Raw genomic sequence first — 19,709 nt, 5'->3', positions numbered from 1 at the left:
AAAACCAGGAGGTTATGAGTGGCGAGCACGGAACTGTTGGACGCGACCTTCGCGGCGCTGGCCGACCCGACCCGCCGGGCCATCCTCGCCCGGCTCGCGACCGGGGAGGCGACCGTGACGGAGCTGGCAGCACCCTTCGAGATGAGCCAGCCGGCCATCTCCAAGCACCTCCGGGTGCTGGAACGCGCTGGCCTCGTCAGCCGGGGGCGGGACGCCCAGCGCCGACCGTGCCGTTTGGAGGCCCGACCACTGCGCGAGGCGACGGCCTGGCTCGCCGACTACCGCGACTACTGGGTGCAGAGCTACAAACGCCTCGACGCTCTGCTCGACGAACTCCAGTCCCTCGACCGCACCGACACCGCGCGTCGGCCCGCCGGACCGGACGGAACGAGCGAGTGACAAACGTCGACGATCCGCTCGTCGTGCACACCCCGGGCGACCGGGAGATCGTGCTGAGTCGGCTGTTCGAGGCGCCGGCGCGGCTGGTGTTCGCCGCCTTCACCCGACCCGAGCTGCTCCTGCGGTGGTACGGCGCACACGGCTGGAGGCTGGCGGAGTGCGACGTCGACCTGCGGGTCGGCGGGCGGTGGCGGTTCGTGTCGCAGGGCCCGGAGGGCGCCCGGATGGTCCAGGCTGGGATCTATCGACAGGTCGAGCCGCCGCACCGACTGGTCTGCACCGAGCTCTTCGACGACCAGTCCTACCCGGGCGAGACGCTTGTCAGCCACGAATTCACCGAGGCGGCCGGGCGAACGACAGTCAGCACCACGCTGCTCTACGCCACCGCGCAGGGGCGGGACACCGTGCTGCGCTACCCGATGGCGCGGGGGGTCGGGCAGAGCTTCAGGCGGCTCGCCGACCTGCTGCGTTCCACAACGACGACACGAGGGGTGCAACCATGAACTGGACGCTGGAAGTGGTGATCGTGCCGGTCTCCGACCTGGACCGGGCGAAGAAGTTCTACGCCGACCAGCTCGGCTTCACTGTCGACCACGACACGGTGATCAGCGACGAGGCGCGGGTCATCCAACTGACCCCACCCGGCTCGGGCTGCTCCGTCGTGCTCGGCAGGGGCGTCGTCCCGGACATGCCGCCGGGCTCACTCAGGGGCCTGCAACTGGTGGTGCCCGACCTGAAGCGGGCCCACGCCGAGCTGGTCGAACGGGGGGTGGAGGTGAGTGAGATCCAGGTGGTGGGTCAAAACCCCCGGCCGGTGCCGGATCCGCTGGACAACGTCGGCTTCGTCTTCTTCGCCGACCCGGACGGCAACACCTGGGGCGTCCAGCAGATCTCCAGCCGACCCTGACCGGGTGCCCTCAGAGGCGGCGGGGACCGGTGTCCGGGCGGGCGACCACGCCGCCCACCCGCACCTGGGCGTGCAGGACCGCGATGCCGTCCGGGCGGGCGAGCACCGGGTTGAGGGTCAGTGACCGTACGCGGGGCTGCTCGTCGGCGAGCTGCCCCACCCGCAGCAACAGGTCGGCCAGGGCCGTCCGGTCGACCGGCGCGGCACCCCGGTGCCCACGCAGCAGCGGCGCGGCCCGGGGCTCGTCGACCAGCTCGGCCGCGTCGGTGTCGGTCAGCGGCACCGCCCGCCAGGCCCGGTCACCCAGCAACTCGGTGGCGACCCCACCGAGACCGAAACCGACCACCGGCCCGAACGCCGGGTCCTCCACCAGCTCCACCACGCACGCAACCCCGGGCGGCACCATCGGCTGGACCAGTACGTCCGCGCCGAAGGCCGCGGCCAGCTCGGTGTACGCCCGCCGGAGCGCCATCTCGTCGGGCAGGTCGAGCCGGACCGCGCCGAGGTCGAGCCGGTGCCGCAGGCCGGGGGCAGCCGCCTTGAGCGCCACCGGATAGCCCAGCGGCGCCGCCGCGTCGACCGCCGCGTCGGCCGAGTCGACGGGCACCGACGCCACCACGTCGATCCCGTACGCGGCCAGCAGTGCACCGGGGTCGGTGGCGTCGCTGCGGAACGCGGCCTGCGCGGCGACCCGGTCGACGCCGGGCAACTCGGGGACAACCCCGGGCGGGCGGCGGAGCCACTCGGCGTACCGGTGCACCCGGGCGAGGGCGCGCACCGCCTCCTCCACTCCCCCGTAGGCGGGCACCCCCGGCGGCAGCCGCCCGACCAGGAACGTCGCCACGGTCGGCTTGCCCAGCGCGAGGGCCGCCGGTAGGGCGGCGGTCACGTCGGCGTCCACCTCGGTCCGTTGGCCGGGCAGCGGCGGCGCGAAGACCACCACCAGGGCGTCCACCTGGTCGTCGCTGGCCGTCTCGGCGAGAGCGGCGGCGAACTCGGCGGCACCGGCGCCCGGCCCGACGTCGCGGGGATAACCGTCGGCCACCGTGAGGCCGTGCCCGGCGCAGGCGGTGGCGGCCAGGCCGGTCAGGGCCGAGGAGTTGCCCACCACGCCGACCCGGCCGCCGACCGGCAACGGCTGGTTGGCCAGCAGCACGCCCACGTCGAGCAGTTCCGGCACGGTGTCCACCCGGATCACCCCGGACTGGGCGAAGAGCGCGGACACCGCCGCCTCGTCCGGCCCGGCGGTGTCACCGATCCCCACCGGGCGGGCCGGTGAGGCGAGCGCGACGACCGGTTTGGCACGGCCGATCCGCCGGGCCAGCCGGGCGAACTTCCGTGGGTTTCCGAAGGTCTCCAGGTAGAGCATGATCACATCGGTGCCGGGATCGTCCTGCCAGTACTGCAGCAGGTCGTTGCCGGAGACGTCGGCCCGGTTGCCGGCCGACACGAAGCTGGACAGCCCGAGGCCACGCCGGTCCGCCTCGGCGAGCAGCGCCACCCCGAACGCGCCGGACTGACTGAAGATGCCCACCCGGCCCGGCGGCGGCAGCGCCGGGGCGAGGGTGGCGTTGAGGCGTACCGTCGGGTCGGTGTTGGCCACGCCGAGACAGTTCGGGCCGACGACCCGCATGCCGGCGGCGTGCGCCGCGCGGACCAGCGCCCGCTGCGTGGCCGCGCCCCCGGCCCCGGCCTCGGCGAAGCCGGCCGAGATGACCACCAGCGCGTGCACTCCGGCGGCGGCGGCGTCGGCGACCACCGCGGTCACCGCCCCCGGCGGAACCGCCACCACCGCCAGGTCCACAGGCGTGCCGGCGTCGACCGCCGACGGGTACGCGGGCAGGCCCGCCACGGTGGACGCGCTCGGATGCACCGGCACCACCGCGCCGGTGAACCCGCCGTCGCGCAGGTGCCCGAGCACCGCCGCGCCGACACCCTGGCCGGTGGCGCTGGCACCGTAGACGACGATGCCCCGGGGGGTGAGCAGCCGGGCGATCGAGCGGGCCTCGGTGCGGTGCTCCCGGCCACGCTGCACCTCCAGCGTGGCTTCGGTGGGCGCGATCGGGAAGCTCAGGTGCACCACACCGTCGGCGTACTCGCGCTGGACCTGGTAACCGAAGTCGGCGAAGACCCGCAACATCGTCCCGTTGGTCGGCAGCACCTCGGCGACGAAACTCATGATGTCGTTGCGGCGGGCCGTCTCGGCCAGGTGCTCCATCAGCACCGAACCGATGCCCCGGCCCTGGTAGGCGTCCTCCACGACGAAGGCCACCTCCGCGTCCGGCGCCTGCGGGCCGAGCCGCTCGTACCGGCCGACCGCGACGATCCGGTCGGCGGCCAGCACCACGAACGCCTCCCGGTCGTGGTGGTCGACGGTGACGAACCGGATCAGGTCCCGTTCCGGGATGCGGGGGTACGGCGAGAAATACCGAAGGTAGCGGGTGCGCTCGGAGAACCGGCTGTGCATCGCCACGATGCCCGGCGCGTCAGCCGGGTCGATCGGACGCAACTGGACGGTGCTGCCGTCGCTGAGCAGCACGTCCACCGGCTGGTCCACGGTCGTCACCGAAACAGCCCGGCTCAGTCCCGCGGATCGTGTGGATCGAGCCCGAGCAGCGGGAAGACGGCCTTGCGGGTCGCCGCGATCGCCCGGTCCACCGCGTTCGGCTCGCCGGTCGGCTGCCACGTCTCGTACGACGGGTCGGCGTCGTCGGTCATCCGCAGCGGCACCTCCCGGCCCAGACGACGGGAGGCGACCAACTCCCGCCAGCCCGCCGGCGTGAGCGTGGCCGGGTCGATCGGGTCACCGGTGGCCACGGCCAGCAGGTGACTCCAGGCCCGGGGCACGACCTCGACCAGCGCGTACCCGCCGCCGCCGGTGGCCACCCACCGGCCGTCGCACAACTCGTCGGCGAGTGCCCGCATCGCCAGGTAGGTGGCCCGCTGCCCGTCCACGGTCAGGTTGAGGTCGGCGAGCGGATCCAGTCGGTGCCCGTCGGCGCCACACTGGGTGACGAGCACCTGCGGCCGGAACGCGCGCAGCACCGACGGCACGACCGCGTGGAACGCCCGCTGCCAACCGGTGTCGTCGACACCCGGTGGCAACGGCATGTTGACAGCGGTGCCCTGCGCGCCCGGCCCACCCGTCTCGTCCGGGAACCCGGTGCCCGGAAAGAGCGCCAGCGGCGTCTCGTGCACGCTGACCGTGAGCACCCGGGGGTCGTCGAAGAAGATCTGCTGTACACCGTCTCCGTGGTGCACGTCGACGTCCACGTACGCGACCCGCTCCGCGCCCAGGTCGAGCAGGCGGGCGATGGCCACCGCCGGGTCGTTGTAGACGCAGAAGCCGGACGCGCGGGCGGGCATCGCGTGGTGCAGGCCGCCGGCCACGTTCACCGCCCGCCTGGCGTCACCGCGCCAGACCGCCTCGGCGGCGGCCACCGTCGCGCCGGTGATCAGCGCGCTGGCCTCGTGCATCCCCTCGAAGATCGGGTTGTCGGACGTGCCCAGCCCGTACCCGGCGAAGAGCGGGTCGCGGGGCGCGGCCCGCACCGCGGCCAGGTAGGCCGGGTGGTGCACGCGAGTGAGCAGGGCGTCGTCGGCCGGCTCCGGCTTGACCATCCGCACCCCCGGCCGATCCAGGATGCCCAGATCCCGGGCCAGCGCGACGGTCAGCTCCACCCGCACCGGGTCGAGCGGATGGTCACCCATGTCGTAGGCGAGCAGCGAGGAGTCCCACACCACCACCGTGTCGTCGGACATGAGCCCATCGTCGCACGAGGACCGTCGCCGACCCACCGCACGCGCTGGTCAGCGCGCAGATATCGGCCCGGGGGCGACCGGGCGCGTGGGATCGGCCACCCAGTTGCTCCACGATCCAACGTAGAGCGCGGCGTCCGTGCGGCCGGCCAGGTGCAGCGCGAGCACCGCCTGCGCGGCGGTCACCCCGGAGCCGCAGTACGCCCCGACGGCCCGCGCCCCGGTCACTCCGACGGTGGCGAACCGCTCACGCAGGGCGTCGGCGGCCGGGAAGCGCCCGTCCGGACCGACGTACTCCCCGGCGGGGAGGTTCGCGGCACCCGGCACGTGCCCGGCGACCGGGTCGATCGGCTCGACCTGACCGGAGTAGCGGGGCGCCGTCCGCACGTCGAGCAGCACCGCGTCGTCGGCGGCGGCCAACTCGGCGGCCTGCCCCGCGTCGAGCACCGGGAGATCACCGGGGCGTACCGCGACGTCACCGGGGGTCGGGGCGGGCGCGTCGGTGGAGACGGGCCGGCCGGCGGCGACCCAGGCTGGATAGCCACCGTGGAGCAGGCGCACCGGGCGGTGTCCCGCCCAGCGCAACGTCCACCAGGCCCGCGCGGCGGCCAGGCCGTCGCCGCCGTCGTACACCACCACGGGGTGACCGGCGCGGACGCCGACGGCCCGCAGCGCGGCCTGCAACGCGGCCGGGTCGGGCAGTGGGTGCCGGCCGCCGACGCCGGGCGGCCCGCAGAGCGCGGTGTCCAGGTCGACGAAGACCGCGCCGGGCAGGTGGCCGGCGAGGTAGTCGTCGTGGCCCGGTGGGCCGACGAGCCGCCAGCGAACGTCGAGCAGGGTGGGCGGATCATCCTGGTCAAGCTCGGCGGCGAGCCGGTCGACCTCGACCAGCGGCTCCTGGGTACCGGACATGACGACCATCCAACACCATTCGCGTCGACGGCACGCGGCTCGGCGGCGGTCGCTGGTGCTTCTCCGAGGTAGCATCGTGCACCGGAGGGCCGCTGACGTTATGAAGTCTCACGACCTGGTCGACACGACCGAAATGTACCTGCGCACCATCCTCGAACTGGAAGAGGAAGGGGTGCCGCCGCTGCGTGCCCGGATCGCCGAACGGCTGCAACAGAGCGGCCCCACCGTGAGCCAGACCGTTGCCCGAATGGAGCGCGACGGCCTGCTCACCGTTGAGGGCGACCGGCACCTGACGCTCACCGTGCAGGGCCGGGGCAGCGCCGTGTCGGTGATGCGCAAGCACCGCCTCGCCGAGTTGTTGCTGGTAAACGTCATCGGGATGCCCTACGAGGAGGCCCACGAAGAGGCCTGCCGCTGGGAGCACGTGATGAGCGACGCGGTGGAGAAGCGGGTGTACGACCTGCTCAACCGGCCGACCCGCTCCCCGTACGGCAACCCGATCCCGGGGCTACAGGAGCTGGGCTCGCCGGCCGAGGAGGCCACCGAGGCCGTCGAGGGCGAGCGCAATCTGGCCTTCCCCGGCCTCTCCGGGCCGGTCGTCGTGCGCCGGATCTGCGAGAGCGTGCAGAAGGACGCCGACGTGCTGCGTCAACTCCACGCCGCCGGTGTCGACCCGGGCGCCACGGTCACCGTGGCGCAGGAACGCGACGGCGTGTCGATCGACAGGTCGGGCGACCGGGTACGACTCCCCCGCGAAGTCGCCTCCCGGGTGTTCGTCGCCGCCAGTTGACCAATCGGTTATCCGGGCGTCACAGCGCCCGGGTGTCCACCTTCTTGGCCAGCGCGCCCAGGTCAGCGGTCATCTTCTCCGCCGCCGTGCGTTCGCTCCCCCGCGCACCGGTCCAGCTCAACGTGGCCAGCCGACCGTCGGTGGCCAGCCAGCCCACCTCGGCGACCGGCCCGTGCCCGCTCGCCGCGGCGGTGGTCCGCCGGTACGCCTGCTGACCCAGGCCGGTGATCTTCGCCGCCTTGTCCGGCACCACGTCCGCGGCGAAGGTGGCCTTGTCGATCGTGGTCTCGGACACACTGAGCGTCAGCTCCGGCCACGCCGCGCCTCCGGCCCGCACCACACAGGTGTGCGTGTCGCCCTGCTCGCTGGCCGCCGCCACGTCGAAGCGCACCTTCACCAGTTCCTCGATCACCGCGAAGTCCAACAGCCGGCAGGCGCCGCCGGAGGACGCCGCCGCCACGTCCACGGCGATGGGCACCGGTGGCGGCAGCACCGCCACCGGCTCGGCCTCGGCGGCGCAGCCGCTCATCAGCAGCCCCGCCAGCCCTCCGACCACGATCCGCCCGCGCACGTTCCACCCTCTCGCCGACCGACCGACGGCGGAAGGCGCCCGCCGGATGTCCGTCGGACACCGTACGGGGTGTAAGTGTCGCGCGGAAGTCCTCGTTCCGGCGGTCTGCCCGCGCTCATCCGGACGGTGGATCGTCCACATACGGGCAGTGTCGGCAGCCGCGCCCGCAGCAGGTGCCTCGCCGGGCCAGGAACCCGGCGCTGAGCACGAACAACCCCGTCGCCGGGTCGAGGTAGCCGGCCTCCCCGGCGGTCAGCGCGGCGGCGTGGGTGGCGAGGATCCGGGCCCGGTCGGGGTGCGCGGGCGACAGCCGGGACGGGTGCGGCTCGGTGAGCGGCCGATCCGCCAGGGGTCGTCGCTCCTCGGTCACCGCCGCAGTCTAGGGATCCGCCGCGGCCTGCTCCACGCTTGAGTCTCCAGCGGGGGGAGACGCGAGGGTGGGGGCATGAGCGGTACGAAGCAGTACACGATCGGCGAGCTGGCCCGCCGCACCGGCCTGAGCGTCAAGACCATCAGGTACTACGCCGACAGCGGGATCGTGCCACCGACGGACCGGAGCCCGAGCGGCTACCGCCTCTTCGACGCCGCGGCGGTTGCCCGGCTGGACCTGGTCCGGACGCTGCGCGACCTGGGCGTGGACCTGGCCACCATCCGGCGGGTGGTGGACCGCGAGGTGCCCCTGCCCGAGGTGGCCGCCGCGCACGCCGAGGCGTTGGCGGTGCAGATCCGGGTGCTGCGGCTGCGCCAGGCGGTGCTCACCCTCGCGGCGAAGCGCGGGTCGGGGCCGGCCGAGGTGGACGACCTGCATCGGTTGGTCCAGCTCACCGCCCGTGAACGGGGGCACCTGGTCGCCGACTTCCTGGCCAGCGTCTTCGCCGGCCTCGGCGACCAGCCCGCGTACCCGGGTGTGATCGTGTCGATGACACCGGAACTTCCCGACGACCCCACCACCGAGCAGGTCGAGGCGTGGCTGGAACTGGCCGAGATGTGCCGGGAGCCGGAGTTCCGGGCACGGATGCGGCGGCTGGCGCATCAACACGCCGCCGACCACGACGTCCCGGGGCTGCCCCGCCCGGACGCCGTCGCGGTGGTCCGGGACGCGGTGGCCCCCGCCCTCGCGGCCGGACTCGACCCGACCAGCCCGGACGCCGATCCGGTGGTCGCGGCAGCCACCAGCCGGTACGCGAGCCTGCACGGTCACTCCGACGACGCCGACCTGCGTCAGCGGTTGCTCGACCGGCTGGTGCCGGCCAACGATCCCCGCCGGGACCGCTACCTCGACCTGTTGGCGGTGCTCAACGGCTGGTCGACAGGCGATGCGACCGCGCCGGCGGTGGACTGGTTCATCCGAGCCCTGCACGCCCGGATGCCGGCACCGATTCGTTGAGCCGGCCGAGCCGGCTGGGTGGCTGGGTGGCTGGGTGGCTTCAGCCGAACCAGGTCATCGCCTGGCCGTGGCCCCGGGTCCAGGCCAGCGGCTGCCCGTCGAGCGCGAGGACGTTGTGCAGCGCGTCGCTCGGCGGGTCGGGCAACCCGTCGTACGGCAGCACCTCCGGCGCCTCGTTCGCGATCCAGTGCCCCGGCAGCTCACGGACCAGCCGGACGAACGCGTCCCGGCGCGGCGGCGGCACCTGGTAGAGCACGGACGTGTGGAAGACCACGAGCGTCGCGTCGGCCGGCGCGCGGGCGGCCAGCGCCGGCAGGTCGTCCACCAGATCGCCGCGGACCAGTAGCGGCGGGTCGGCCGCGGCGAGGGCCGCCGCGGCACGCAACCGGGACCGCCGGTGCGCGTGCTCCGGCCAGATCAGAGCGTCCAACCAGGACACGTCGCCGGGGTCGGTCACGTCGAGCGGGTTGAGGTCCAGACCAGCCCGCCACACCACCCGGGGTACGCGGGCCGGCGCCACCAACCCACCGGCCGTGCACTCCAGGACCGGCTCGCCGGAGCCGACCTCGTGATCGCCGTAGCGGTACGCGTACCGATCGGGGTAGAGGCAGAGCCCGGCGGACGCGCCGACCTCCAGCAGGGCGAGGGGCTGCGGCAGCGCGGCGAGCACCGGCAGCAGGACCGCGCACCTGCCGCTCTCGTTGGTCTGGGTGGCCCGGGTGCGCAGCTCCGCCTCGACGGCGGGCCAGTGCGTCACCGCGTACTCGTGAAACGCGACCGGGTCGTCGACCGGGCCGCCGAGCCAGCGCACGACGCCGAACAGCAGATTCGGCTGCCGTTTGCCCGGCGGGAGCCTGTCGAGCAGGGCGAGCAGGGCGTCGTCGCGGGCGACGGCCTGCGCCAGACGCTCGTACGTGGGCGACACGCCGCGCGCCTCGCGGCTGCCGAACTCGGCGTACGCCTCAGCGGTCGTCATGCCCTCATCGTCGCAGCCCATTCCTCGCAAGTTCAGCCCCCGTTCCCGTGTGCTGACTCACCGCCCTCGTAGAGTGCTGCGGCGGCCGGCCCGTCGAGCAGCAGCTCAGCGGCGGTGCGGGCAGGGGCAACGGGGAGGAGTGTGTCATGCGGGGCAACGGTGTCCGGGTACTGATCGTCGGTGGAGGTGTCGCCGGGCTCGCGACGGTGGCCGCGTTGCGGGACTGGGGCGCGACCATCGACGTGGTCGAGCGGGCACCCGGGCCGACCGACTCCGGCACCGGCATCTACCTCACCGGCAACGCGACCCGCATGCTCGCCGTACTCGGTCTGCGGGAGCCGGTCGCCGACGTCGCCGTGGAGATCACCCGACAGCGCAGCGCCAACCAGCGCGGGGGCCGCCTCTTCGACATCGACGTGACCGCGCTGTGGCGGGGCGTCGGGCCGTGCGTGTCGCTGCCCCGGGCACACCTGCACCGGGCGATGCTCGCCGGCGTCCGGGACACCCCGATCCGCTGGGGCCGCCACCCGGTCGCAATGGCCGAGGAGGGCGACCGGGTCGCCGTCGAGTTCGACGACCACAACATCGAACGGTACGACCTGGTGCTCGGCGCGGACGGGGTGAACTCGACGGTCCGGCGGCTCGCCTTCGACGCTCCGGCGGCCCGCGACCTCGGCCAGTACGCGTACCGGTGGATCGCCCCCCGGATCGACGCCGAGCCGGTCTGGTCGGTGCAGTTGGGGCGTGGTCGGCAGTTCCTGACGATCCCGATCAGCGCCGAGCAGACGTACTGCTACTACAACGACGGCCCGGTGGTCGACAGACCCGGCTGGCGCGACGAGGTGGCCGCGACGTTCACCGAGCCGGTCGCGAGCATGCTCAAGGCCCTCGACCACGACGACAGCACCCTGTACGCCGGGCCGAACCAGGAGGTCGTGCTCGACGCCTGGTCCCGGGGGCCGGTGCTGCTGATCGGTGACGCCGCCCACGCCACCTCGCCGAACATGGCCCAGGGCGCGGCGATGGCACTGGAGGACGGCGTCGTGCTCGCCGCGTCGCTGGCCGCCGCCGGGTCCATCGCCGAAGCCCTGCGCGGGTACGAGGCGCGGCGACGCCCGCGTACCGACTGGGTGCTCAGCCAGACCCGCCGCCGCGACCGGGCCACCGGGCTCCCGCCCGCGCTCCGCGACCTGGTGATGCGCCGCCTGGGTGAGCAGATGTTCCGCTCGAACTACGGCCCGCTGTTCGCCCAGCCCTGAACCGCCCGCACGCGGCGCTGCCCCTTCCCGTCGTCTTCTCGCGTGACCTCCTGATCGGCGACCCGCCCGGCACTGCTCAGGGCTGCTGGCCCGGCCGGTCGACGATGGCGATGCGGAGTAGCGCGAAAGCCAGTCCCAGGGACTCCTTGCCGTCGCGCACCACCGACCCTCGGCGGCCGAGGAAGACGTGGGTGTCCCGGTCGAAGAGGAAGTCCTCGTTACCGCCGATCACGCCGGGCATCCGGATCGCCACCCCATGCCGACCGGCGGCGTCCACCACGTCGCCAGAGATGACGACGGCCCCGGGCTCGCGCGCCAACAACTCGAACAGCGCCGCCAGCGCTCGGGGCGGCACGTAGCCCTGGAGCATCATCCGCGCGGTGGTGTACACCATGCTCTCGTCCCCGTAGACGGCCTCCTCATCGGCTCCTTCGGGGAGGTGCAGGTCGACCGGGTGGTCCCGAAGGTATCGGAGCAACTCGTCCGGATCGGTGGGCAGGTCGCCGTGGTACGCGGGCGACTGGAAGGCGTCGAGCTGCCGGTCGGGATCCCCGGGATCATCGAGGCGGAGCACCTGCACCTCGCTCCACCCGTTCGGATCGGTCTCCGGTCGATAGCGTGCCTGCGTGTACGCGACTCCGCCGGCCGACTGCCACAGTTCGGTCCGATGTGTCCGGTACGGGCCGCTGGCCGGCTCGTCCCGTAGCGTCACCAGGGATTCCGTGAAGACGTACTGGTCGGGTCGGGCGGTGAGCTCGGGCTGCTGCCGGGCGGCGTCGGCCGCCATCCGGAAGATCTCCGACGCGGTTGCCGTGGGCGGCGGCCTGTCGCCCACCCCCATCGTCTGGACCGCCAGCGCGCCGGCGGTCAGGACGACGGTCAGTCCGAACGCTCCGGCCAGGCGCCAACCGCGCGGGAACCGGGTACGGAGTCCGGCGGCGCGGGTCGCCGAAGCCACCTCGGCCCGCCGAGCGACGTGGGCGGTCAGGTCTCTGAGGAGCTGCTCCTCGAAACCCTCGGTCGACTGTTCGATCTTGTTCATGATGTCAGCTCCGTCTCATCAGGCGAGGGTGGTGGCCGGACGGGCGAGCACGGCCTGGACGACGCGACGGGCACGGTGCAGGCGGACCCGAGCAGCGACCGGGGACATCCCGACCACGGTCGCCGCCTCCGCGACACTGAGGCCGTCCACGGCGACGAGTTCGACAAGCGTTCGGGTGCCCTCGGGCAGCTCGCTCAGCGCCCGATAGGTGTGGCGGGCCACGGACTCGGCGTCGATCCGCTCCTCGATGCGGGCGATGTCATCGGGACCCAGGTCCCGTCGTCCGGCCAGTCGGCCGGTCACCCGCAGCCGTTGGGCCGCCCGACGCCGCTCGTCGCCGATGACGTTGCGGGCCACCCCGTACAGCCAGCCGACCTGGCTACCCCGGTCCGGCCGGTAGCCGTCCGCCGACTCGATCACCGCGAGGAACACGTCGGCGGTCAGGTCGGCGGCGAGGTGCGGGTCGTCGACCCGCCGCGCCACGAACCGGCCCACCGCCTCCAGGTGCCGCCGGTAGAAGACCTCGAAGGCCACCGGATCGGCCCCGATGCCGGAGATGTCACCCCCCGCTTCGCTGGGCTCACGCACAGGCTGTCCCCTCTCGTCACTCACACCTCTTCTTCGTCAGCCGGACCGCTGGTGTTACCAAACCCCCGGGCGAGTGGGCCCCGCCCGAGGCGGCACGGCCGGTCAGCTGGGCAGTCGCCCTGGTGATGGGGCACTATCGAGGCACCGGCGACTGGCGGCACGGGGATGGTGGAACCATCGGGGAGCCTCTCGCGGGCGTCGACCGCCTGGGCGCCCGCGTCGAGGGACCGTCATGACCACGACAAGCGAATCCACCGAACACCACACCTCGTCGGGCCCGGCCCGGCTCCTGCCGGGTGCTCCCGTCGCCGAAGCCGTCCTGGCCGAGACCGCCGCCGCTGCCGCAGCACTCCGCAGCCGCGGGATCACGCCGAGCCTCGCCACCATTCTCGTCGGCGACGACGACGCCAGCGCCGGTTACATCGCCATCAAGCAGCGCCAGGCCGTCGCGCTCGGGTTCGCGTCCCCGCACGTGCATCTGCCCGCCGCCGTCACCCAGGCCGAGCTGCACCAGGCCATCGCCCGCTTCAACGCCGATCCCGCCGTGCACGGACTGCTCGTGCAGTATCCGGTGCCGGGGCATCTGGACTACGACGCGGCGCTGCTGACCATCGACCCGGACAAGGACGTCGACGGCATGCACCCGCTGAACATGGGGCGTCTCGCCGTCGGCCTGCCCGGCCCGCTGCCGTGCACCCCCGCCGGCATCGAAGCACTCCTGGCGTACCACCAGATCCCCGTCGCCGGTCGTGAGGTCGTCATCCTCGGTCGCGGCGCCACCCTTGGCCGTCCCCTGGCGATGCTGCTCGCCCAGAAGCGCCCGACCGCCAACGCCGCCGTCACCGTCGTCCACACCGGCGTGCCCGACTGGGACCGCTACACCCGCCGCGCCGACATCCTCGTCGCCGCCGCCGGCGTACCCCGGATCGTGCGGCCTGAGCACGTCAGGCCCGGCGCCGTCGTCATCGGTGCCGGCGTCCGCTACGAAGGGCGGCGTCTCCTGCCGGACGTGGACGAAGCGTGCGCCGAGGTCGCCGGCGCCATCACGCCCCGGGTCGGCGGGGTCGGTCCAACCACCGTCGCGATGCTGTTCCGCAACGCCGTACGCGCGGCCGAGCGAGCGAGCCAGTAGCCCGCACCGCTGCGCCAACCGCGCATTCATGGCGGGGTTAGTCCCAGGTTCGTGGGGGCCGCTATGGTGCGCGGTGGCACAGACGTTGCGAGGTGCCCCGCGCGAGTGGGGAGAATCGGGAAGCCGGTGTGAGTCCGGCACGGGTCCGCCGCGGTGACCGGGGTCCGAAGACCGGCCTCGCGTCATCGCCCCGTCAGGGGCGCGAGCGCAGCGGGAGCCTGCCGTGAACAACGAGCTCTACGAGACCATCCACCGCCGCCGGGACGTACGTGCCCAATTCACCGGGGCGCCGATCCCCGCGGATACGTTGGATCGGATCCTCACGGCGGCGCACGCCGCACCGAGCGTCGGTCTCTCCCAACCCTGGGACTTCATCCTGGTCCGCGATCCAGAGCTGCGGCAGGAGTTCCACCGACACGTAGAGCGGGAGCGGGACACTTTCGCGGCCACTCTCGACGGTCCGGCGGCGGAACGCTTCGCCCGGATTAAGATCGATGGCGTACGAGAGTCGACGTTGTCGGTCGTGGTCACCTACGACCCGGAGCGGGGTGGGCCGGCCGTACTCGGTCGACACGCGATCACCGACGCCGGCCTCTACTCGGTCTGTCTGGCGATCCAGAACCTGTGGCTGGCCGCAACCGCCGAGCAGCTCGGGGTCGGCTGGGTCTCGTTCTACCGGGAGCCGTTCCTACGCGATCTGCTCGGCATCCCGGCCACCGTCCGCCCGGTGGCGTGGCTCTGCCTCGGCCCGGTCACCCATCTGGAGCAGACGCCGGACCTGGAGCGGCACGGCTGGCGTCAGCGACGTCCGCTGTCGTCGGTGATACACCACGACCGTTGGTCCGAGTGACCAGCACACGGACGAGCCCCGGGCGCGCGAACGCCCGGGGCTCGTCGCTGACGTGTCAGCTGCAGCCGCTGGTGGAGCCGCAGCCCTCGCAGACGTAGCAGCTACCGGCGGGGCGCATCTTCGTACCGCAGGTGAAGCAGAGCGGCGCGTCGGCGGCCTTGCCGATCACGGCCTCCAGCAGTTCGGTGCTGGAACCCACACTCGGCGCCGGCTTGGCGGCGGCCACGTCGGCCATCTCCTGGGCCGGCTGGGCGACAGCCTCCGGCTTGGCCGGGGTCTCCACCGGCGCGGACGACGCCATCGCGGTGAGCTCCGCGCCGGTGACGGCGGCGGCCTCGGCCCGCAACTGGGCGGCCCGCTGTTCGCTCAAGCCTGACCCACACGCCGCCCCGCGACCTCTCCTACAGCCGCCGGGACGGGAACGACAAGCACCTGGCCGTCGAGGGTGCCGATCGCCAGGCGGCCGACATCTATCCGCCTCAGCGAGAGGGGTACAACCGGGTGGCCGGCGATCCGTAGTTCATGTCGCGCGTGGACATTGCCGTCCTCGGTCCTCAGGACGACCAGCTCCCCCGTGTTGAACACGACGTAGACGAAAGTGTCGTCGGCGTCCAGGGCGGTGGCCTCCCGATCGGCGGTGAAGATCCATTGCAGCTCACCGGTCAGATACCGGCGGCGGACCACGACGGCGTTTCCCGGCAGTCTTCCCCCGCCGTTGTGCACCGCGCCCGTGTGCACGAGCGACGGCCCGGCCCGGTCGTCCAGGTACGCACCGACGCCACCGAACAGGTGGCCGCCTCGCAACGTATCCCATTCCAGCGGAAAGAGCTGCCGGACCCGTCCCGTTGGCACGTCGACAGCGACCACCCATTTGTCGCGCCAGGGCTCGCCCCTCCGGCCTTGAAGAAACAGCAGATCCGGTGCGTAGCGGATGTCAAAAAAGTGGTTGAAAAGGTCGTACGGGCCGAGTTGGATGGTGGCCGCAGCATCAGCGGGCGGCCCGAAAGTGACTTCTCCGGCTGTTTTGCTGCGCCTGTCATGGTCGGTGTCGCGAAGCGCCCACGAGCCATCGATCCTGCCAACCAGGAGTGCGGGATTGGACGATTCGTGGGTCTTGCGGACCGTGCCGTCGTCCAGATCGATCTCCAGCACGCCGCTCGGGTCCTGGGTCGACCGCCCACCCCCGTACCGGCGCGGCACCTGTGTCAACACCAGGGCCGTCCGATCGCCCGGCAGCACGCGGATCTGATAACCCGTGCGATCGGTTGGTACCTGCCAGAGCAACTCCGCAGATGTCCCCGACCAGCATTCAAGACCGACACCCTCCAGTGCGGTGAGGATCCGGCCATCTGCGAGCGCCTCGACTGCCCACACGCCCCGTCGGGCCGCCCACACCTGGCCGCGTCGGCGGCAGAGTTGCGAGACAGTGGCGACTGCCGCCGCCGTATCGATCGAAGGTTCGTCCGGGACCGGTTGTTCGCCATAAGGCATCTGCAGCATGCCTACGACGGCTCGGTCCCAGTCATCGCGGCTGATCGAGCACGCCAGGGAGGTAGTGCCGAACCGCTGCTCGTCCGGGTCACACGGGATGGCCAGCACCAGGTCGAGCATCTGCGGGCTTCGCCACGCGACTCTTCGCACCTCGCGGGGATATTCCAGCAACGAGACGGCGATACCGGCGGTCAGGTCCAGCAGGAGCAACTCGCCCTCGTAGGACCACCCGCCGTCGTAGGAGCCAGTGCCGATCGCCACCAGGGGCAGAGTTGGATGAAAGGCGATGCTGTGGACCGGCCAGCGAGCGGTGACCTGGTGGACGCAGGTGAGGTCGTCGGTCCGGTAGACCGCCAGCGGATGCGGCCCCGAGCCGCAACCGATGTCACGGCCGTGCCATTGCGGCCAACCAAGATCACCACCGACCGCGATCAGATCACCGTTGGGGGAATTGGCGGTGACGCGGGGCTGGCCGATTTCGCGGAAGGGCCCGGCACCCAGCACGCGGGCTTCGGAGCGCTTCACCGGTTGGCGGCAGGTTCGATTCTCTCGATCATGTTGGCATCCTGCAGGGCCTGCCACTCAAGGACAAGGCAGTTTCCGATAGGTGCTGGGACGGCTTCACCACCTCGACCACATCACGGTTCATTGGCGCGGCGTCCTGCGCAGGGAGATCTCCTCCAAGTGCTGGCGTTGGTGCTGCCGAACCATCTCGTCCCAGACCTCCTGGTCGTAGTCCGGATCGGGCGGGATCCACTTGTGCGAGTTGTCGCTGTAGTGGAACCGCTCGTCGCCCCGCCGGATCAGACTCACCGGACCCAGCCCAGAAAGCGCCGGTGCAGCAGCCCGGCGGGCACCCAGGTCAGGTCCTCGGCCGCCCAGACCAGGTACGACCCCATGTAGAGGGCCAACGACACCGGTGCGCGGTCGAACTCGGCACGCAGCTCGGTGCGCCGGGTCCGGCAGGGCCAGTGCGCGTCGCAGCCGCCGCAGGTCCACACCGGAAGGACCGGGCCGTGGGTGGTCACGACAGACCATCCAGGAAGCGCCGGGTGACCGACCGGGCGTGCCAGCGGGCCGCCCATTCCGCCTGATAGCAGGGGTACGGGGACAGCCGTTCCCACCACCAGCGACAGCCAGCGCAAAGCCCGCCAAGGCCGGGCAGGTGCACGGACAAGATTCGTTCGACCTGATCCTCGGTCACTCCTGCTCCTCCCCTGGCCAGTGGCCTCGCCGGATCGGGATGCGGTGCCTGGCCCGACACGGCAGTTCAGCTCCACACCGGCAGACCCACCGCCACCGTCGCCACGACCAGACCGGCCGATGCCGCCGAGCCAGAGTCAGCGCCACCGCCAGCAGGTAGTCGTCGTACGGCACGTGCGATCCCATGAGACCCCAAACTTGGACTCCTATTTTGGAAGTACAACCACGTTAAAGTTGGACTCCTATTTTGGGAACCTCTTCGCGGCGTGTCGCGGCATCCAGCGATGACCACGCCATAATCAGCCGGTGGTGAACCCGACGATCCAGCGACGGCGCCTGGGCCTTGCTCTCAAGCGGGCACGTGAAGGCGCAGGCAAGACGCAGGACGAGGCGGCTGTTGTCATCGACGCAGCAGCAAGCAAGATCAGCAGGGTCGAGCTTGGACAGTCGGGAATCAAGCTCACCGACCTGAACCTGCTACTCGATCTCTACGGGGTTCGAGGCGATGACGCCGAATCGCTCCGCGACCTTGCACGAGCAGGTCGACAACGTGGGCGCTGGAGCACCTACCGGAACGCCGTACCCGACTGGTTCCGCCAGTACCTGGACCTCGAAGGTGACGCGTCAGAGATCCGTTGGTACCAGCCAGAGGTCATCCCCGGAGTCCTTCAGATCGAGCCCTACATCCGTGCCATGAACGCGATCGCCCACCCACGCCCGCCCACCGACGAGGTCGACCGGCAGGTTGCCGTGCGCTTGGAACGGCAGTCGATTCTGCGGCAGGACGGCGGGCCTGACCTGAGCTTCATCCTCAGCGAGTCGGCGCTGCGCCGAAGTGTCGGTGACGCGACGACGATGCGGGATCAGCTCCTGCACCTGACAGAGGTCAGCAAGCAGCCCAACGTCACCCTTCAAGTGTTCCCGTTCAACGCACAGACCTACGAGACGGCATCGTTCAGCTTCATCATCCTGCGCTTCGGGGACGACGCGGCATCGGACGTGATCTACGTCGAGACCTTCACCGACGCCGACTACCTTGACCGGCCGGACGCCGTACGGGCCTACACTCGGCTGTGGGACCGACTCCGGGCAGCCGCTCTCGGGCCGGTAGAGTCGCGCAAGCTCATCCTGAGGATGGCGGACGACGTGGAGCGGCAACAGACCTGAGAGAGTGATCATGGAAACTTCGGACAACCTGGTCTGGCGCAAGTCGAGCTACAGCGACAACAACGGCGGCGCTTGTATCGAGGTTGCCGAATTGGATACGAGCATCGCGGTGCGCGACAGCAAGGACCCCAACGGGTCAACCCTTCGCTTCAGGAGGGGCGCATGGACGGGGTTCGTACGTAGCATCCGGTAGCTCCCGGCCCCAATACCCAGGACAGCAAGCGTGCCGTGCGCTCGGGTGACGCTAGAGCCTCCAGCGGCAGCAAGCAGTACCCACGTCGAGGTCACATGCGTCCACCGACCCGACGAGGTCCACGACGAAAGGACCGGGTCGGCCCAGTCCTACGGTTCGAATCGCCGCTGCTTGGAAACACGTCCTCCATCGAGGCTTGCGATGGTCGCTCTACACATCGCTGTCGCCGTTCCAAAATAGACCGGCCCCGGGCGCAACCCAACGCGCACCTACGACCAGGCTGTGAAGCGACCGCGCTTGTACGGGCCTGGCGAGTTGGCCGCCCTGTTCAACGTGTCGCCGCAGCGGGTACTTCAGATCACACGCCGCCCCGGCTTTCCGAGCCGATGGCCCGCCTGATCGGGGCGACCATCTGGGACGCAGACGAGGCCATGTGACCATGCGTGGACGAGACGATCGGGCCGCGTAGCCTGCGGCGCGGGCTGTCGCCGATAAGCATCCCGAACCCGTCGAGCCAGACGCTCCAGAATAGGTTTCCTCGATGTCCAGCGGCGCATCGGCACCCTGCTGTCGGCCGAGATCCCAACTACCTGCATCAGCAGAGTGGCAGCTTGGCTGAGAAACGACAGTCACTCGTGCGGTGCTTGCGCCTCACGCTCGTTCACGTAAGTTGGGCTCATTTCGCGTACTTGCAGCATGACCCAGGCGATCTGCGCGATGGTGATGTCGTGCCGATTAGTCTCGGCCCGGATCGTGGCGCTGACCCGTGATGGACTCCACTGCGGATACCGAGCGGTGATTCGTCGTACCGATTCTTCGGCTTCGACGGAGGGCGGTGTCGTCATGCCGGCGGCAAGCTCCGCGAGTGATGCCGGCGCGATCGGGTGAGGCTGGGGGAGAATCGGGTCGCCGTAGTAGGCCATGAGCACCTCCACCTCGTGCCGTCCAATACTCACGACGCTAGGAAACGGTGCTCCCGCCGGTCCACGACCGATCTCCTGGCAGGCCCCTGACGTCTTCTGGCAGCACTCCGCCACGACCATCGTGGCGAGGGCCAGTGCGGGATGATCCTGATCCAAAGCG

The 19,709-nt window shown here is 71.4% G+C and carries 23 protein-coding genes, 1 pseudogene and 1 riboswitch; of the genes and pseudogenes, 10 read left to right on the top strand and 14 right to left on the bottom strand.

The genetic code is table 11. The features are described 5' to 3' along the window. The first annotated feature begins 18 nt into the window (after positions 1-18). Genes ACFYPM_RS23545 through ACFYPM_RS23535 form a run of 3 tightly spaced genes read left to right on the top strand, consistent with a single transcriptional unit; the run spans position 19 to position 1,306 of the window. Positions 19-399 (top strand): ArsR/SmtB family transcription factor, encoded by a 381-nt coding sequence (locus ACFYPM_RS23545; protein ID WP_387200651.1) that lies wholly within the window; start codon positions 19-21, stop codon positions 397-399. Beyond that, complete coding sequence (locus ACFYPM_RS23540) at positions 396-902, top strand: SRPBCC domain-containing protein (protein ID WP_387200648.1); 507 nt, start codon at positions 396-398, stop codon at positions 900-902. Before ACFYPM_RS23545 ends, ACFYPM_RS23540 begins: the two co-directional genes overlap by 4 nt. Beyond that, on the top strand, positions 899-1,306 hold the full coding sequence (locus ACFYPM_RS23535) for a VOC family protein (RefSeq protein ID WP_387200645.1): 408 nt from the start codon (positions 899-901) through the stop codon (positions 1,304-1,306). Before ACFYPM_RS23540 ends, ACFYPM_RS23535 begins: the two co-directional genes overlap by 4 nt. A 10-nt stretch (positions 1,307-1,316) precedes the next feature. Here the strand turns inward: ACFYPM_RS23535 and ACFYPM_RS23530 are convergent, their stop codons facing one another. From ACFYPM_RS23530 to ACFYPM_RS23520, 3 genes are read right to left on the bottom strand one after another with little or no spacing between them, the layout of a single operon-like run. After that, positions 1,317-3,872 carry a GNAT family N-acetyltransferase gene (locus ACFYPM_RS23530; RefSeq protein ID WP_387200642.1) on the bottom strand — a complete coding sequence of 852 codons (2,556 nt, stop codon included), beginning with the start codon at positions 3,870-3,872 and terminating at the stop codon, positions 1,317-1,319. A 14-nt stretch (positions 3,873-3,886) separates the two neighbouring features. After that, positions 3,887-5,068, bottom strand: coding sequence for an acetoin utilization protein AcuC (locus ACFYPM_RS23525; RefSeq protein ID WP_387200639.1), 1,182 nt, complete (start codon positions 5,066-5,068; stop codon positions 3,887-3,889). A 48-nt stretch (positions 5,069-5,116) separates the two neighbouring features. Further along, the gene (locus ACFYPM_RS23520; RefSeq protein WP_387200636.1) at positions 5,117-5,977 is read right to left on the bottom strand and encodes a sulfurtransferase; all 861 of its coding nucleotides are present in this window, start codon (positions 5,975-5,977) and stop codon (positions 5,117-5,119) included. A 100-nt stretch (positions 5,978-6,077) separates the two neighbouring features. On the opposite strand from ACFYPM_RS23520, the gene ACFYPM_RS23515 reads away from it, so the two are divergent. Beyond that, complete coding sequence (locus ACFYPM_RS23515) at positions 6,078-6,767, top strand: metal-dependent transcriptional regulator (protein ID WP_357247558.1); 690 nt, start codon at positions 6,078-6,080, stop codon at positions 6,765-6,767. A gap of 19 nt (positions 6,768-6,786) precedes the next feature. On the opposite strand, the gene ACFYPM_RS23510 is transcribed toward ACFYPM_RS23515, so the two are convergent. Together ACFYPM_RS23510 and ACFYPM_RS23505 are read right to left on the bottom strand one after the other, a co-directional pair. After that, a complete protein-coding gene (locus ACFYPM_RS23510; RefSeq protein WP_387200632.1) occupies positions 6,787-7,338 on the bottom strand; it encodes a hypothetical protein in 552 nt (183 codons plus the stop codon). Positions 7,339-7,453: 115 nt separating this feature from the next. Then, entirely contained in the window at positions 7,454-7,708 is a 255-nt protein-coding gene (locus ACFYPM_RS23505) for a DUF5522 domain-containing protein (protein WP_387200629.1), read from the bottom strand. A 75-nt stretch (positions 7,709-7,783) separates the two neighbouring features. Between ACFYPM_RS23505 and ACFYPM_RS23500 the strand changes: the two genes are divergently transcribed. Then, positions 7,784-8,725, top strand: a complete 942-nt coding sequence (locus tag ACFYPM_RS23500; RefSeq protein WP_387200626.1) for a MerR family transcriptional regulator — start codon at positions 7,784-7,786, stop codon at positions 8,723-8,725. A 40-nt stretch (positions 8,726-8,765) separates the two neighbouring features. On the opposite strand, the gene ACFYPM_RS23495 is transcribed toward ACFYPM_RS23500, so the two are convergent. Continuing rightward, positions 8,766-9,701 carry a DUF2332 domain-containing protein gene (locus ACFYPM_RS23495; RefSeq protein ID WP_387200623.1) on the bottom strand — a complete coding sequence of 312 codons (936 nt, stop codon included), beginning with the start codon at positions 9,699-9,701 and terminating at the stop codon, positions 8,766-8,768. 146 nt (positions 9,702-9,847) lie between these two features. On the opposite strand from ACFYPM_RS23495, the gene ACFYPM_RS23490 reads away from it, so the two are divergent. After that, complete coding sequence (locus tag ACFYPM_RS23490; protein WP_387200621.1) at positions 9,848-10,960, top strand: FAD-dependent monooxygenase; 1,113 nt, start codon at positions 9,848-9,850, stop codon at positions 10,958-10,960. Between the two features lie 76 nt (positions 10,961-11,036). Here ACFYPM_RS23490 and ACFYPM_RS23485 read toward each other — a convergent pair whose 3' ends face one another. Beyond that, a complete protein-coding gene (locus tag ACFYPM_RS23485; protein WP_387200618.1) occupies positions 11,037-12,002 on the bottom strand; it encodes a CU044_5270 family protein in 966 nt (321 codons plus the stop codon). 18 nt (positions 12,003-12,020) lie between these two features. Then, complete coding sequence (locus ACFYPM_RS23480) at positions 12,021-12,590, bottom strand: RNA polymerase sigma factor (RefSeq protein WP_387200615.1); 570 nt, start codon at positions 12,588-12,590, stop codon at positions 12,021-12,023. Between the two features lie 232 nt (positions 12,591-12,822). Here ACFYPM_RS23480 and ACFYPM_RS23475 point away from each other — a divergent pair, with 232 nt between their 5' ends. Continuing rightward, positions 12,823-13,722, top strand: coding sequence for a bifunctional 5,10-methylenetetrahydrofolate dehydrogenase/5,10-methenyltetrahydrofolate cyclohydrolase (locus ACFYPM_RS23475; protein WP_387200612.1), 900 nt, complete (start codon positions 12,823-12,825; stop codon positions 13,720-13,722). Positions 13,723-13,795: 73 nt separating this feature from the next. After that, positions 13,796-13,917: riboswitch (cobalamin riboswitch) on the top strand. A gap of 28 nt (positions 13,918-13,945) precedes the next feature. After that, positions 13,946-14,572 carry a 5,6-dimethylbenzimidazole synthase gene (gene bluB, locus ACFYPM_RS23470; protein WP_387200608.1) on the top strand — a complete coding sequence of 209 codons (627 nt, stop codon included), beginning with the start codon at positions 13,946-13,948 and terminating at the stop codon, positions 14,570-14,572. A gap of 55 nt (positions 14,573-14,627) precedes the next feature. Here the strand turns inward: bluB and ACFYPM_RS23465 are convergent. The 5 genes and pseudogenes from ACFYPM_RS23465 to ACFYPM_RS23445 form a co-directional block, all read right to left on the bottom strand. Next, a pseudogene (locus tag ACFYPM_RS23465) lies at positions 14,628-14,933 on the bottom strand (vitamin B12-dependent ribonucleotide reductase); the annotation flags it as partial. Positions 14,934-14,938: 5 nt separating this feature from the next. Continuing rightward, on the bottom strand, positions 14,939-16,588 hold the full coding sequence (locus ACFYPM_RS23460; protein ID WP_387200605.1) for a hypothetical protein: 1,650 nt from the start codon (positions 16,586-16,588) through the stop codon (positions 14,939-14,941). Positions 16,589-16,708: 120 nt separating this feature from the next. Next, positions 16,709-16,876 carry a hypothetical protein gene (locus ACFYPM_RS23455; RefSeq protein ID WP_387200602.1) on the bottom strand — a complete coding sequence of 56 codons (168 nt, stop codon included), beginning with the start codon at positions 16,874-16,876 and terminating at the stop codon, positions 16,709-16,711. After that, positions 16,873-17,091 carry a hypothetical protein gene (locus ACFYPM_RS23450; RefSeq protein WP_387200599.1) on the bottom strand — a complete coding sequence of 73 codons (219 nt, stop codon included), beginning with the start codon at positions 17,089-17,091 and terminating at the stop codon, positions 16,873-16,875. The genes ACFYPM_RS23455 and ACFYPM_RS23450 overlap by 4 nt, the downstream gene beginning before the upstream one ends. Further along, the gene (locus tag ACFYPM_RS23445; RefSeq protein ID WP_387200596.1) at positions 17,088-17,267 is read right to left on the bottom strand and encodes a hypothetical protein; all 180 of its coding nucleotides are present in this window, start codon (positions 17,265-17,267) and stop codon (positions 17,088-17,090) included. Before ACFYPM_RS23445 ends, ACFYPM_RS23450 begins: the two co-directional genes overlap by 4 nt. A gap of 305 nt (positions 17,268-17,572) precedes the next feature. Between ACFYPM_RS23445 and ACFYPM_RS23440 the strand changes: the two genes are divergently transcribed. Together ACFYPM_RS23440 and ACFYPM_RS23435 are read left to right on the top strand one after the other, a co-directional pair. Continuing rightward, complete coding sequence (locus tag ACFYPM_RS23440) at positions 17,573-18,433, top strand: helix-turn-helix domain-containing protein (RefSeq protein ID WP_387200593.1); 861 nt, start codon at positions 17,573-17,575, stop codon at positions 18,431-18,433. Positions 18,434-18,443: 10 nt separating this feature from the next. Continuing rightward, complete coding sequence (locus ACFYPM_RS23435; RefSeq protein WP_387200590.1) at positions 18,444-18,626, top strand: DUF397 domain-containing protein; 183 nt, start codon at positions 18,444-18,446, stop codon at positions 18,624-18,626. 629 nt (positions 18,627-19,255) lie between these two features. Here ACFYPM_RS23435 and ACFYPM_RS23430 read toward each other — a convergent pair. After that, complete coding sequence (locus ACFYPM_RS23430) at positions 19,256-19,549, bottom strand: hypothetical protein (RefSeq protein WP_387200587.1); 294 nt, start codon at positions 19,547-19,549, stop codon at positions 19,256-19,258. Between the last annotated feature and the right edge of the window lie 160 nt (positions 19,550-19,709).

The organism is Micromonospora sp. NPDC005203, assembly GCF_042872705.1.
Taxonomy (GTDB): domain Bacteria; phylum Actinomycetota; class Actinomycetes; order Mycobacteriales; family Micromonosporaceae; genus Micromonospora.
This window is presented reverse-complemented; position numbering and strand designations above follow the sequence as displayed.

What these genes read in the sequence shown, in the direction of transcription:
- ACFYPM_RS23515 (WP_357247558.1), top strand. Translation starts at nt 6,078, where the DNA reads ATGAAGTCTCACGACCTGGTCGACACGACCGAAATGTACCTGCGCACC.
- ACFYPM_RS23525 (WP_387200639.1), bottom strand. Translation starts at nt 5,068, where the DNA reads ATGTCCGACGACACGGTGGTGGTGTGGGACTCCTCGCTGCTCGCCTAC.
- ACFYPM_RS23500 (WP_387200626.1), top strand. Translation starts at nt 7,784, where the DNA reads ATGAGCGGTACGAAGCAGTACACGATCGGCGAGCTGGCCCGCCGCACC.
- ACFYPM_RS23430 (WP_387200587.1), bottom strand. Translation starts at nt 19,549, where the DNA reads ATGGCCTACTACGGCGACCCGATTCTCCCCCAGCCTCACCCGATCGCG.
- ACFYPM_RS23520 (WP_387200636.1), bottom strand. Translation starts at nt 5,977, where the DNA reads ATGTCCGGTACCCAGGAGCCGCTGGTCGAGGTCGACCGGCTCGCCGCC.
- ACFYPM_RS23535 (WP_387200645.1), top strand. Translation starts at nt 899, where the DNA reads ATGAACTGGACGCTGGAAGTGGTGATCGTGCCGGTCTCCGACCTGGAC.
- ACFYPM_RS23495 (WP_387200623.1), bottom strand. Translation starts at nt 9,701, where the DNA reads ATGACGACCGCTGAGGCGTACGCCGAGTTCGGCAGCCGCGAGGCGCGC.
- ACFYPM_RS23435 (WP_387200590.1), top strand. Translation starts at nt 18,444, where the DNA reads ATGGAAACTTCGGACAACCTGGTCTGGCGCAAGTCGAGCTACAGCGAC.
- ACFYPM_RS23490 (WP_387200621.1), top strand. Translation starts at nt 9,848, where the DNA reads ATGCGGGGCAACGGTGTCCGGGTACTGATCGTCGGTGGAGGTGTCGCC.
- ACFYPM_RS23475 (WP_387200612.1), top strand. Translation starts at nt 12,823, where the DNA reads ATGACCACGACAAGCGAATCCACCGAACACCACACCTCGTCGGGCCCG.
- ACFYPM_RS23485 (WP_387200618.1), bottom strand. Translation starts at nt 12,002, where the DNA reads ATGAACAAGATCGAACAGTCGACCGAGGGTTTCGAGGAGCAGCTCCTC.